11 protein-coding genes and 4 tRNA genes are annotated in these 12247 nt (G+C 66.2%); 1 reads left to right on the top strand and 14 read right to left on the bottom strand.

The window, feature by feature from the left end; translation table 11 throughout:
* Positions 1–6 precede the first annotated feature (6 nt).
* From HMPREF3170_RS02285 to HMPREF3170_RS02265, 5 genes are all read right to left on the bottom strand, one after another.
* Positions 7–82 (bottom strand) — tRNA-Trp (locus HMPREF3170_RS02285).
* A 63-nt stretch (positions 83–145) separates the two neighbouring features.
* Positions 146–217: transfer RNA gene (locus HMPREF3170_RS02280), tRNA-Met, on the bottom strand.
* Between the two features lie 36 nt (positions 218–253).
* Positions 254–326 (bottom strand) — tRNA-Thr (locus HMPREF3170_RS02275).
* A 198-nt stretch (positions 327–524) separates the two neighbouring features.
* Positions 525–607, bottom strand: a tRNA-Tyr gene (locus HMPREF3170_RS02270).
* Positions 608–689: 82 nt separating this feature from the next.
* Positions 690–1706: a polyprenyl synthetase family protein gene (locus HMPREF3170_RS02265; RefSeq protein WP_070363146.1), complete on the bottom strand. Its 1017-nt coding sequence runs from the start codon at positions 1704–1706 to the stop codon at positions 690–692.
* Positions 1707–1851: 145 nt separating this feature from the next.
* Here HMPREF3170_RS02265 and HMPREF3170_RS02260 point away from each other — a divergent pair, with 145 nt between their 5' ends.
* A complete protein-coding gene (locus HMPREF3170_RS02260) occupies positions 1852–3078 on the top strand; it encodes a geranylgeranyl reductase family protein (protein ID WP_070477496.1) in 1227 nt (408 codons plus the stop codon).
* Here HMPREF3170_RS02260 and HMPREF3170_RS02255 read toward each other — a convergent pair.
* From HMPREF3170_RS02255 to feoB, 9 genes are all read right to left on the bottom strand, one after another.
* Entirely contained in the window at positions 3068–3760 is a 693-nt protein-coding gene (locus HMPREF3170_RS02255) for a demethylmenaquinone methyltransferase (RefSeq protein WP_070477494.1), read from the bottom strand. The two genes, HMPREF3170_RS02260 and HMPREF3170_RS02255, sit on opposite strands and share 11 nt — an antisense overlap.
* Positions 3761–3766: 6 nt before the next feature.
* On the bottom strand, positions 3767–4888 hold the full coding sequence (locus HMPREF3170_RS02250) for a glycosyltransferase family 4 protein (protein ID WP_083290806.1): 1122 nt from the start codon (positions 4886–4888) through the stop codon (positions 3767–3769).
* Positions 4889–4891: 3 nt separating this feature from the next.
* A complete protein-coding gene (locus tag HMPREF3170_RS02245) occupies positions 4892–5317 on the bottom strand; it encodes a DUF3592 domain-containing protein (RefSeq protein ID WP_371327487.1) in 426 nt (141 codons plus the stop codon).
* Positions 5317–6933 carry a 2-succinyl-5-enolpyruvyl-6-hydroxy-3-cyclohexene-1-carboxylic-acid synthase gene (gene menD, locus HMPREF3170_RS02240; RefSeq protein ID WP_070477490.1) on the bottom strand — a complete coding sequence of 539 codons (1617 nt, stop codon included), beginning with the start codon at positions 6931–6933 and terminating at the stop codon, positions 5317–5319. The genes HMPREF3170_RS02245 and menD overlap by 1 nt, the downstream gene beginning before the upstream one ends.
* Before the next feature lie 11 nt (positions 6934–6944).
* Positions 6945–7382 carry a hypothetical protein gene (locus tag HMPREF3170_RS02235; RefSeq protein ID WP_070477489.1) on the bottom strand — a complete coding sequence of 146 codons (438 nt, stop codon included), beginning with the start codon at positions 7380–7382 and terminating at the stop codon, positions 6945–6947.
* 15 nt (positions 7383–7397) lie between these two features.
* Positions 7398–8978 (bottom strand): SLC13 family permease, encoded by a 1581-nt coding sequence (locus HMPREF3170_RS02230; RefSeq protein WP_070477487.1) that lies wholly within the window; start codon positions 8976–8978, stop codon positions 7398–7400.
* Positions 8979–9124: 146 nt separating this feature from the next.
* Positions 9125–10084 (bottom strand): o-succinylbenzoate synthase, encoded by a 960-nt coding sequence (locus tag HMPREF3170_RS02225; RefSeq protein WP_070477485.1) that lies wholly within the window; start codon positions 10082–10084, stop codon positions 9125–9127.
* A 9-nt stretch (positions 10085–10093) separates the two neighbouring features.
* Positions 10094–10426: a FeoC-like transcriptional regulator gene (locus HMPREF3170_RS02220; RefSeq protein WP_141742163.1), complete on the bottom strand. Its 333-nt coding sequence runs from the start codon at positions 10424–10426 to the stop codon at positions 10094–10096.
* The gene (feoB, locus tag HMPREF3170_RS02215; protein WP_070477481.1) at positions 10339–12246 is read right to left on the bottom strand and encodes a ferrous iron transport protein B; all 1908 of its coding nucleotides are present in this window, start codon (positions 12244–12246) and stop codon (positions 10339–10341) included. Before feoB ends, HMPREF3170_RS02220 begins: the two co-directional genes overlap by 88 nt.
* Position 12247: the final 1 nt, after the last annotated feature.

Below are 12247 nucleotides of genomic sequence, written 5' to 3'. Positions count from 1 at the left end.
AAGTTTTGGCAGGGGCGACAGGACTCGAACCTGCAACCTACGGTTTTGGAGACCGTTGCGCTACCAATTGCGCCACGCCCCTAGGACACTGTGAACAGTGCTCCTAACCCTACCACGGGAAACGCGTTTCCCGTTTTGAGGTGAGTAGCGATGGCGAGAATTGAACTCGCGACACAGCGATTATGAGTCGCTTGCTCTACCACTGAGCTACACCGCCATGTGCTTGCCGCCACAAGGACTGTACAAACAACAGAGCCCCCTGTCAGAATCGAACTGACGACCTTTTCCTTACCATGGAAACGCTCTGCCGACTGAGCTAAGGGGGCACAGCCTCTATGTTGTGAACTCACCGTTTTGGTGTGTCCGCTCCGTTGAAGCCTTTGAAAGACTAACCCGGTTCTATCATTGAACGCAAATCGCCAGGTAGCAATAGCTTTTCGACGCCTTCTTCGTGCACGCTATAACGCGTCACTACAACATGAAAAATGCCCGCCCCTCACGTTCTGTGAGAGACGGGCTTGCGGTGCCAGGTAGAAGATTCGAACTTCTGAAGGCGTACGCCGGCGGATTTACAGTCCGCTTCCTTTGGCCACTCGGACAACCTGGCATGCACCGTAAGTGCGTGGACTACTTTACATCAACGCACCCGCGATAAGGCAAATCGCGTGCACAGAGGGCATATCCCACCGCTATCCGACGCGTTCGATAGCGTACACGGAGACCTGCCGCAGTGCTTGGTTTGCGGGGCCGTCGGGAAGGAAGTCGAGTTCGCGCTCGACGATGTCGAGGTACTCGCGCACGGTGGCGAGGGAGCGCTGACGCCCTTGCGTCTGGCCGAGCAGAGTGATGGCCCGTTCGACGTCGGCGTCGTTTTCGAGTGGGCCAGTGAGGAGGCTACGAAGCTCCTCTGCCGCGGGCGAGTCCTCTTCGAGCGCGTACAGCACGGGCAGGGTAAACACGCCTTCGCGGAGGTCGGTGCCTGGAGTTTTCCCGGACTGGGCGCTGTCGGAGTAGATGTCGATGATGTCGTCGACGATCTGGAAGATCATGCCGATGGCGCTGCCCATTCGGGAGCAGCTCTCGACGATGTCGCGCGACGCCCCGGAGTGCAGCGAGCCGAGGTAGGCCGCGGACGCGATGAGGACGGCGGTTTTGCCGTCGATAACTTTGAGGTAGTGCTCGACTGGGTCCTCCCCCTGGGCGCCGACTGTCTCGCGCATTTGGCCGGTGACCAGGCCCTGGAAGGTGTCGGCGAAGTGGGCGACGGTGTCGGTGTCGATTTCGCTCATGAGGCGGGAGGCGTGTGCGAACAGGATGTCGCCAGCAAGGATGGCGACGGTGTTGTTCCACCGCATGTTGGCGGAGTCGACGCCGCGGCGCTTCTCGGCTTCGTCCATGACGTCGTCGTGGTAGAGGGTGGCCAGGTGCACCATCTCGGTGGTGGTGGCGCCTTTGATGACGTTGGTGGCGCCCGGGTTGGGGCCGAACTCGCTGCAGAGCAGCGCCACGAGTGGACGGAAGCGTTTGCCGCCAGCGACTGCTAGGTGCATCACTTTGTCGGTAATGAACGCTTCACCTTGTTGGAGGCGTTCCCTGAGCAGCGTTTCAACGTCGCCCATGCCCTTCGTAACACGCTCGGTGAGGGCGTCGTCGCCTAGGTCCATGCGAAATCCATGGCGTGGTGACGGTGTTATGCCGTTGGTCATCGATGATGTCCTTGCAGGTTAAAGTACTCATTGCGCCATGCCCGGGGCATGTGCTGCGCGCGGTTAACATCACTAACCGTAGTCCACACCCTCTATTTTTTGCAGTAATGGGGTGTGCCTGCGCTATCTGGCACAATGTGGACTCGTGACTGAGTTTGTTGATTGCGTAGTTGTGGGCGCGGGCCCGTCGGGGGCCACGGCGGCCATTGCCGCCCAGAGAGCTGGGTTTTCTACCCTGCTTCTCGACGCCGCTTCGCCCGGCCGCGACAAAACCTGCGGCGACGGCCTGACCCCCCGCGCCGTGCATACGCTGCGCCGCCTGGGCCTGGAGCACGTGCTGCCCGCCTACCGCAACAAGGGCCTTCGACTGCACGGGTACGGGGGTGACGTGACGGCGCCGTGGCCGGACGGGGTCTACGGCACGGAGGGCTCCGCGAGCCCGCGCGCAACCTTCGATGCCGCGCTGGTCGCGGAGGCTGAGGCCGCGGGTGCCACTGTGTGGCAGGACTGCCCCGCAACGGACGTCACGTTCGGCGCTGACGGCTTGATCGAGGCGGTGCACACCGCGCGCGGCGAGGTGCGCACCCGCTGGGTGATCGTGGCTGATGGGGTGCGCTCGACCTTCGGCAAGCTGTTAGGCCGCACGTGGCACAAGGGCGAGGTCTTCGGTATCGCGGCGCGTTCCTACTGCACCTCCCCCCTGTCCGGGGAGCCGTGGATGCACTCGCACGTGGAGCTTCGCGACGAGACCGGCACTATCCAGCCCGGCTACGGCTGGATCTTTCCGCTCGGCGACGGCACGGTGAACCTCGGCTGCGGCGCCTTGTCCACGGACGCCCGCCCGGCGCGCGTGAACACGAAGAAGCTGCTCCACCAGTACGCGGACCAGCAGCGTGACACCTGGGCCTTGGGCGAGCCGCAGCAGGTCACCAGCGCCCTGCTCCCGATGGGCGGGGCAGTCTCGAACGTGGCGGGTCCGAACTGGGTGCTCACCGGGGATGCGGCGGCGTGCGTGAACCCGCTCAACGGCGAGGGTATCGACTACGGCATGGAAACCGCCGTCATGGCGGTGGAACTGCTGCAGGAGGGCAAGGACTGCACGCTGGCGTGGCCGCTCATCCTGCGGGAGGCCTACGGCCAGGCGTTCGCGCTGGCGCGCACGGCGGCCCGCCTGCTTACCTACCCGCAGTTCTTGCCGGTGGCGGGCCCGCTGGCGCTGCGCGGGGTGGCAGGACGCCACCTGATGCCGGCGGCGGCACGCCTGATGGGCAACCTGGTCACCGAAGAAGACACGGACCTGATTTCGCGTGCGTGGCGCGCCGCTGGGCGCGTGGTGCCGGTCAACGCGCCGCTATGGGACGCTACTCTGTAGGTTTCACGGCGCTGTGCAGCGCCACAATGCCGAGCGAGAGGTCCTGCCAGCCGGCGCCTGCCCACCCGTTGTGGTTGATGGCGGCGGCCAGCTCTTCTTGGTGCGGCCACGCCCGGATGGACTCGGCGAGGTACTCGTAGGCTTCTGCGTTGGAGGAGAACACCTTCGCCAGCAGCGGCAGCGCCACCGGCAGGTACTGCTTGTACAGGGTGCGGAAGCCGGGGACGATGGGCGTCGAAAATTCGTTGACCAGAAGGCGCCCGCCGGGCTTGGTCACGCGCGCCATTTCGCGCAGGCCCGCCTCGAAGTCGTAGACGTTGCGCAGGCCGTAGGAGATGGTCACGGCGTCGAAGGTGTTGTCGGCGAACGGCAGGTGCATCGCGTCGCCAACGACCTTGGGCACGTCGCGGTCGCGGCCGGCGGCCAGCATTCCCTGGGAGAAGTCGCAGGCGACGACCCACGCGCCGGACTTCGCCAACTCCACGGTGGACACGGCGGTGCCTGCGGCGAGGTCGAGCACCTTCTCCCCCGGCTTCAGGTTGAGGCGCTCGCGGGCGCGCCTGCGCCAGTACTTGTCCAGCCCGAAGGACAACACGGTGTTGGTGATGTCGTACTTCTCGCCGACGCCGTCAAACATGCCCGCTACGTCGAAGGGCTTCTTCTCCAGATCTGCCTTGGCCATAACGCTCTACTGTAGCGCGCGCTGTGCCTGTTCGTAATACTCGACGAGTTGCTGGCACAGTGCCTCCCACGTTTTGCCGGAAGTGGACTCGCGGGCCGCGACCCGAAGGTCCTGCCACCTGGTCTCGTCGAGACACCACGCGACGGCGTGCGGGAGTTCGGTGGTGAACGTGGGGACGTCGAGAAGGAGGCCGTTGGTGCCCTCGGCGATGAGATCGATGGGCCCGCCGGCGCGCGGCGCGATGGTGGGCACGCCGCTGGCCTGAGCTTCTTGGATGGTTTGGCAGAAGGTTTCAAACTCGCCGGGGTGTACGAAGACGTCGAAGCTGGCGTAGGCGCGGGCGAGCTCCTCGCCGGTGAGCGGGCCGCAGAACACCGTGCCCGGCAATACGGCGCGCAGCTCGTCGGCCTCGGGGCCGCCGCCGACGATCACCACTTGCAGGTCCTCGCGGCCACAGAGTGGTGCGAGGCGGTGCACGCTCTTCTCGGCGGCGAGGCGGCCGACGAACCCGACGATGCGTTTGCGCCCGCTCGGGTCCCAAGTGCGGCGCAGCTCCTCGCTGCGGCGGCGGGGGTGGTAGAGGGTGGCGTCGACACCTCGGCCCCACGTGTGGACGCGCTCGATGCCGTGCCTGCGCAGCTGCTCCACCGCTGCCGACGACGGCGCGAGCGTGAGCTGGCAGGCGTTGTGGAGGCGCCGCGTCCAGTCCCACGAAAGCTTCGCCAGCGCCGGGAGGTGGTACTTCGTGGCGAACCCAGCCACATCGGTTTGGTAGAGCGCTACCGCGGGTACCTTCAGCTGGCGCGCGGCGAACGCGCCGGCCGCCCCGAGCACGAACGGGCTGGCCAGGTGCACCACATCCGGCTGAAAGGAAGTGAGCGCGGCACGCACGGCACTGGTGGGAACCCCGATGGGCAGCGAGTTGACCATCGGCACGCGCACGGTAGGCACGCGCACCACGCGGAAGCCCCGGTAGTCGGGGATTTCCTCCTGGTGTTCGCGCGCCCCGGGGGCGATCACGAGGGCGTCGTGGCCGTACTCGCGAAGGTGGTCGAGCACGCGCAACACGGAATTGGTCACCCCGTTGACGTTCGGCAGGAAGGACTCGGCAACGATGGCCACGCGCATCCGCTACGCCACCCCCTCGCTGTCCTCGCGCACGAAGCGCCCCACGCCCTTCCAGGCCGCGGCAGCCACAAGCGTTGCCACCACGGCGACGGACAGCGCAGGGATCAGCGACAGCGTCCAACCGCGGCCCTCAACCTTGACCAGGTCGGGGTCGGTGCGCGAGTACGTCACCCACACCTGTTGGCCTTCGCTGAGCCCAGTCGGGTACAGCAGACCGGTCGCCGGCGAATGTGTGCGCCCGCGGTCATCCTGATACTCCACGGCGGTGCGGATCTTGCTCACACCAGTCACGGTGGCGAGGCCTCGTCCGGGATCGCGGGCGATGCGCCAGTCGTTGATGGCTGGCCCTGCGACCATCGCGAGGCTGCCGAGCATCGCACACGTATACAGCGCCAGCACGAGCTGCTGGGCTCGACGCTTCCAGCGGATCACTTTTGCAGCCGCTGCGCGAGCGCTCGCCGGGTGGCCCGTGTGGTGCGCGCTTCCACGACGGTGATCGGGCTGGGCTGCGCCTCCAGCTCGAGGAGCACCTCGTGCAGCTCGGCGAGGGTTTCGGCACGGCGGTAGTCGGCTCCGTAGGCCTCCGCCAGCTTTTCGACGTCCACTTCGTGCCTCGTACCAAACGCCTTCTCAAAGTCGTCCCGGACGGACTCCGCCCCGACCTCGAGCGTTTCGAAGATGCCACCGCCGTCGTCGTTGGCGACCACGATGGTGAGGTTGCCAGGGTGGGGTTCGTCGGGGCCGATGAGCAGCCCGCCAGCGTCGTGGAGGAAGGTGAGGTCCCCCATGAGCGCGACGGTGCGCGGGGCGCGGATCTCGTCCGGGTGCAGACGCTGCGTGGCAAGGGCAATGCCGATTGCCTGGGAGACCGTGCCGTCGATGCCCGCGGCGCCGCGCGGGGAGAAGGTCGGCACGCCGTCAAAAGGCATACCGACGAAGGAGGCGTCGCGAACCGGGTTGGAGGCCCCCAACACCAGCGTGTCCCCGACCCCGAGGGTGTCGCACACGGCGGCGGCGACGTGCATGCCGGTAAACCCGTAGTCGGCGTCGGCGAGGGCGTCGCGTACCGTGTTCGCGCCGACGCCGCCCGCGGCCTCGCAGATAGTGATCCACTGCTGGCGCGGCTGGCCGGTCGCGTTGACTCGCGAACCGCGCAGCTGCGGGTTGCCCGTGAACGTCTCCGTGCGCGAAATGCCGATCACGGTGATGTCCGGGTCGGCGAGCAACGCCATCACGTCGCGGTGCAGGGTTGGGTGTCCCACCACGATGACCTGCTCCGGCTTCGTCGACGCTGCGAAATCGCCGCCGTCGTGGCTAATCGAGACCTCGCTCTGCGCGAAGAATCGCGCGGCCAGCGGGTGCACCTGGTGGAACGGCGTCGGCGCGGTGGGCTCGGCGATGGTGGGCACGTGCTCCAGTCCGGGAACGTCCCAGGCCTCGTCGCCGGCGATGACCAGCGTGTCCTTCGTCAAGTCGACGTCGACGGCGCCGTGGTCACTCCACGCGGGCTTCGTGGCCAGGCGGCCCGGCCCAACCCGGCGCGACTTCCCCACCGGCTCCGGCAGGGCGTCGGGCACCAGCGGGGTGTCCAGGGCCACGTTGACGTGCACCTGGGCTGCGCCGAAGTCCAGCGCGCGGGCCTCCTCGACGCTAGTGACCTGCTGGGTCTTGGCGTAGTGGCCGAAGATGCCCTGCTGCCAAATCGTCTGGGAGGCCCCAGTGCCGACCATCCACTCGGGCCGGTCGGCGCTGATAACGGCCAACGGCACGTGCGCCATGTGCGCCTCCACCATGGCCGGAAGCGTGTTGGCAACCGCGGTGCCGGACGTCATCACTACGCCAACGTGGCGGCGCTGCACGCGCGCCAGGCCGAGGGCGGTGAAGGAGGCGGAGCGTTCGTCGATACGCATGTGGACGGTGATGTCCCTGCGTGCGAGCAGCGCGTACGCCAGCGGCGAGTTGCGCGAACCTGGGCACATCACCACGTCCGTGACGTGCTGCGAGAGCGACTCGGCGACCTGGTGGGCAATATCCATCGAGTTCATGGCCACCTACCTTACTGTCCTTGCAGGGCGCTCTCTGCACCGGAGACGATGTCGTCGAACAGGCCGCGCAGCTCGGTCGGCACCTCGACGGCTGGCTCGGTCGGTGCCACGGTCTCCCCGCTCTCCCCGCGCCCCCGGTCCGGCAGCAACTTCGGCCGCTTCGTCGTGGTCTCCGTGACCGTCTCCGTGGACACAGCAGTCTCGGTCACCGTGGAGGTCACCGGCGGCTTGTCCGCCTCGGCTGCGGCGCTGCGCCACAGGAAGAACAGCACCGTGCCGGCGCACAGTGCGATAGCAAGGGCAATCCCCAGCCCAATTGCGAGCCCGTTGGAGCGCTGCGGCTCCGGCTCGTAATAGGACTGGGGTTCGTAATAGGCTTCCGGCTCGTAGTACTGCGTTTGGTGCTCCGGGTCCGGGAAGTATTGCTTTGGACGTTGCTGGTTATCCATGCTGCTAGCGTACCGCTAGAGCACCAAACCAAACACCGGCACCGCCAGGAAGTAGGTCACCACGGTGATCAGGCCGAGGGAGATGATGTTCAGCCACAGGCCACCCTTGAGCATCTCGCCCATGGTGACGTAGCCCGAGGAGTACGCGATCGCGTTCGGCGGCGTTGCCACCGGGAGCATGAACGCACAGGTTGCGGACAGCGCCACCGGGATGGCCAGCAGCAGGATATTCATCTCGGTCGCCTCGGTCAGGCCGATACCAACCGCGACACCACCCATGATCGGGAGGAAGGTTGCGGCGGTTGCCGTGTTCGAGGTCAGCTCGGTCAGGCCCAGCACCAGTGCGGCGACAGCCATGATGAGCAGGATCGTCGGCAGCACAGCGAGGCCCTTTGCAGCTTCACCGATCCAGAGGGACAGGCCGGTGGAGGTGAACATCGCGGACAGGGACAGGCCACCACCGAACAGCAGCAGGACGTCCCACGGCATCTCGTTCGCGGTCTCCCAGTCCATCAGGCGCTTGCCCTGCTTCGTGCCCGGCACGATGAACATCAGCAGGCCGGCAATGATGCCGACGATGGCGTCGTTGTACGGGAACTCCCAACCGAACTGCTTGATGCCAAGCGGAATGAAGATCCAGGCGAGTGCCGCGATCAGGAAGATGATGCCGACGGCCACCTGCGGGAAGGTCCATGCGCCCAGCTTGCGGTACTCGGCATCGATAAGCTCCTTGCCACCAGGGATCCGGTCGATCTCAGGCTTGAACACGTTAATCAGGACAAACCAGGCGATCACGGTCAGCAGGATCGCCATCGGCATACCGACGAGCATCCACTGGCCGAAGCCGATCGTGATGTCGTGTGCTTCCTTCATGTAGCCGGCCAGCAGCGCGTTCGGTGGTGTACCAATCAGGGTGCCGAGCGAACCGGTGGAGGCGGAGTACGCGATTGCCAGCATGAGCGAGGTAGCGAACTTCTTCTGGTTCTGCATACCACCCACGGAGTCAGCGGTCAGGGTCAGCACAGAAACACCAATCGGGAGCATGACCACCGCGGTTGCGGTGTTGGACACCCACATGGACATGAAGCCAGTGGCCAGCATGAAGCCCAAGATGATGCGCTTCGGGCTGGTACCCACAATGCGCACGACCACCAGCGCGAGCCTGCGGTGCAGGTTCCAGCGCTGCAACCCGAGGGCCATCAGGAAGCCGCCCATGAAGAGGAAAATCGTGGACGACGCGTACGGCCCGGAGACCGCGCTGAACTTTGCCACGCCCATCACCGGGAAGATCGCTATCGGTAGCAAGGCGGTTGCCGCCAGCGGGATCGCCTCCGTCATCCACCACGCCGCCATGAGCACCGTGGTCGCGGCGACGACGCGCATTACGTCGGCATCGTAGGTCGTTTCAGGGTCGGCGCCCGAGGACTGTTGCACTGTTTCGGCAGCGCTGCCCGGGAAGATGTAGTACACCAGCAGCGCAAGCAGCACACCTGCGATCAGGCCGATGAGTTGGCGGCGCCACTCACCCGGTTCGGGCGACTTGGCAAGCTCGCCGTCGGAGAGCGCGGACGATTCGTGCATCACGGGAGTCGACATTTTCGATCCTTTCGAACAGGATTCACACAACAGCTAAAAAGGTGATCTTTCACACCCTCGCGTGGGAGACGTTACGCCCTCACACATCAAATGTCGCAAGAATGCACAGATTAATCAAACATTTCCACCCCCGCCCGGGCACGTTTTTACCCCCGCATGGTGTCCATGCAGTCCCGAACGCGCTGAAACCACCAGTCGCGACGTTCCGCGGGAGCCCGCAATTCGTGGAGACGCGCTGGATCGGGGGTAACAGGGGTGGCTTCGAGGCAGCCGTCGATGAGCGGCCGCGGCTTCGCGACGTCCTCTACGAACAGCCGCTGCGTAGCCAATCCCGCTGCACGCGAATCCGCGCACCGCGCCGCTACCAGCCCCGCGTACATCCCCACCGCGGTGTCCAGGGCGCTGGCCACCGTCACATCCATCCCCAGGTCCCGCTTCAGCGCCAGCAGGCGGCGCACTCCCCCGAGCGGCGCAACCTTCAACACGGCAACATCCGCCGCGCCCAGCTCGGCGACACGCAGCGGGTCAGCCGCCCGGCGTATCGATTCGTCCGCCGCGATCGGCGTACGCACCCGCGCACGCACCTCCGCGAGCTCCTCCGCGCTCCCGCAGGGCTGCTCGATGTACTCCAGCTCCCCCAACGCTTCGGCGGCGCGCACCGCCTCTTCGACGCTCCACCCCCGGTTCGCGTCCACGCGCAGGGTGGCGTCGGGGCGCAGCTCGCGCACACGCTCGACGCGCGCAACATCGTCGGCGAGCGTCTGGCCAGCCTCGGCCACCTTGATCTTGAACGTCCCGATCCCCGGGAAACGCTCCAACACCTCCTCCACCTGGGCAGCGTCCACCGCGGGCACCGTGCCGTTCACCGGCACCGGGCCGGAAGCCTCGGGCAGACCCTCGAACGCAGCCTCCAAACCGGAGCGCAGCCACTGCGCGGACTCCTCAGGGCCGTACTCCACAAAGGGAGAAAACTCGCCCCAGCCGGAGGGGCCGTCGATAAGCAGGGCCTCACGGGTGGTGATCCCGCGGAACTTCACTGCCATAGGCAGGGCTACAACGTGGGAGCGCTCAAGGATCTCGTCAACGGAAGGCAATAAAGAAGGCATAGGGCCAGGCTAGCGCCGGCCGAGCACCAACGCGACAGGGCCCGACGTGCACGCCCCGCGCGAGGGGCAGCCACCGCAGCCGCCCGCGCAGGAGTCGTTGAGGGCGCGGCGCTGCACTTCGCCGGTGGCCTCGAGGTGGGCCATGACGGCGTCGATAGTCATGGGTGACAGGTTGGTGCGGCGCGCGATTTCCTCGCGGCTCACGCAGCCCTCGCGCAGTGCGCCGAGCACCGCCGACATCGGTCCGCTACTCATCAGAAGAACACCTTCAGCAGCTGGAACGCGCCGACGGCCAGGCCCCACGCCATCACCATCTGCAGCGCGACGCCGAACAACGTCCACTTCAGGCCGATCTCCCGGCGCTGCGCGGCAAGTGTAGCCACGCACGGGGTGTATGCCAGCAGGAAGAGCATGTACGCCCACACTGCAGGTATCGCGTGCCCGCCGGAGGCCTGGTTGAAGTCTTCGCGGATTGCCTGGCTCAGCGGCGAGTTGCCGTCGCCCTCCTCGGGCTCCTCCAGCGCGTAGGTCTGGGCCCAGCTCGAGATGACGGCCTCCTTGGCCACGAAGCCGGTAATCAGCGGACCAGCGAGGGACCAGGAGTCGAAACCGGCGGGCGCGAAGACGGGGGCGATCGCGTCAGAGACAGTGCCGTACACCGACTCCTGCGGGGCCACCTCGCCGAACTCTGCTTCGGAGGTCACCGGGGTGGACTGCAGCGCCCACACCACGACGACAGTCGCGACGATGATCTTGCCGGCGGTCTCCAGGAAGCCGCGCAGGCGAGCCCACATCACCGACAGCGCCAGGCGCACACCCGGCAGCTGGTACACCGGCAGGTCGATGACCAGGGGTTCGGTGCCCATCGTGGACCACAGCGCCTTGCGTAACGCCAGGCCAGTCAGCACGACCAGGAGGATAGAAATGACGTACATCGCGAAAACGACGGTGCCCGCGTGGTCTGGGAAGAACGTCGCGCCCAGCATGACGTACACCGTCAAACGCGCGCTGCAGGAGGTGAACGGCACCAAGAGGGCCGTCATCAGGCGGTGGCGCGGGTCCCCCATCACGCGCGTCGCCGAAATCGCCGGCACATTGCAGCCGAAGCCAACGATGAGCGGGATGAACGCCTTGCCCGGCAAGCCCATCGCGCGCATCACACGGTCCGCGACGACGGCCGCGCGCGCCATATACCCGGAGTCCTCCAGCACGGCGAGGCACAGGAACATCAGCGCCATCAGCGGGGCGAACGTAAGCACCATGCCCACGCCGTTAATCAGGCCGTCGACAACCAGGCCGCGCAGCCAGCCGATATCCGGCAGCACCGCGAGCGCCGCGTCAGAGACCGGGCCGCCGAAGAAGTTCTCCAAACCATCCTGCAACGGCTTCGCCACAGTGGTGGTGATCTCGAAGACCATCCACATCGCCACCAGGAACATCAGCGGGCCAATCACCGGGTGCAGCGCGAAACGGTCCAGGCGCTCGGTGAAAGTCTGCTGGTGGCCGGTGTCGCTCGCGGCGCGCTCGACGGCGGCGTCGACCCAGGCGAAGCGGGCGTCGGCAAGCTCGAAGTCGTCTGAAGTGGCCACTGGGCGCAGGGTGACGGCGGGCTCGGCGAGCTGGGCGTCGATAACTTCGCGCAGACCGCGCACATCCCTCTTACGCGGATCGACCGCGACCACGGGCAACCCAAGCGCGTTCTGCAGCGCCGCCGCATCCACCGCAATGCCCTCCGCGCGGGCCACATCCATCTTGGTCAACGCAACCACGATGCGGTACGGCGTCTCCGCGAGCTGCGCCACCATATACAAACCACGCGCAAGGTTCGCCGCATCAACGACGACCACCACCGCATCCGGACGCTCCGCCGGGCAACGCTCCAGCAGCAGCTCGCGAGTGAGCTCCTCGTCAGGGCTCTGCGGATCCAGCGAGTAGGCGCCAGGAAAATCAATCACGTTATAGGAACCCGCCCACACGCCGCGAGAAATCTCCACGGAGGTGCCAGGCCAGTTGCCCATCTTCACGTTCGCGCCAGTCAGCGCATTAAACAAGGTGGACTTGCCGGCGTTCGGAGCTCCGATCAGCGCGATGGTGGGCTCGCCCTTGACGGCGGTATCTGCGTGCGGCCCGCAACACGACGGAACCTGGGTGAAATCGGCCATG

Source organism: Corynebacterium sp. HMSC08D02 (assembly GCF_001807505.1).
Taxonomy (GTDB): Bacteria; Actinomycetota; Actinomycetes; order Mycobacteriales; family Mycobacteriaceae; genus Corynebacterium; species Corynebacterium pseudogenitalium.
The sequence above is the reverse complement of the archived record's forward strand: the minus strand, read 5'-3'. Positions and strand labels throughout refer to the sequence as shown.

Excerpts from the sequence above, each read along its gene's own strand:
- HMPREF3170_RS02265 (WP_070363146.1), bottom strand. The coding sequence starts at position 1,706 with ATGACCAACGGCATAACACCGTCACCACGCCATGGATTTCGCATGGAC.
- HMPREF3170_RS02255 (WP_070477494.1), bottom strand. The coding sequence starts at position 3,760 with ATGGCCAAGGCAGATCTGGAGAAGAAGCCCTTCGACGTAGCGGGCATG.
- HMPREF3170_RS02250 (WP_083290806.1), bottom strand. The coding sequence starts at position 4,888 with ATGCGCGTGGCCATCGTTGCCGAGTCCTTCCTGCCGAACGTCAACGGG.
- menD (WP_070477490.1), bottom strand. The coding sequence starts at position 6,933 with ATGAACTCGATGGATATTGCCCACCAGGTCGCCGAGTCGCTCTCGCAG.
- HMPREF3170_RS02235 (WP_070477489.1), bottom strand. The coding sequence starts at position 7,382 with ATGGATAACCAGCAACGTCCAAAGCAATACTTCCCGGACCCGGAGCAC.
- HMPREF3170_RS02230 (WP_070477487.1), bottom strand. The coding sequence starts at position 8,978 with ATGTCGACTCCCGTGATGCACGAATCGTCCGCGCTCTCCGACGGCGAG.
- HMPREF3170_RS02225 (WP_070477485.1), bottom strand. The coding sequence starts at position 10,084 with ATGCCTTCTTTATTGCCTTCCGTTGACGAGATCCTTGAGCGCTCCCAC.
- feoB (WP_070477481.1), bottom strand. The coding sequence starts at position 12,246 with ATGGCCGATTTCACCCAGGTTCCGTCGTGTTGCGGGCCGCACGCAGAT.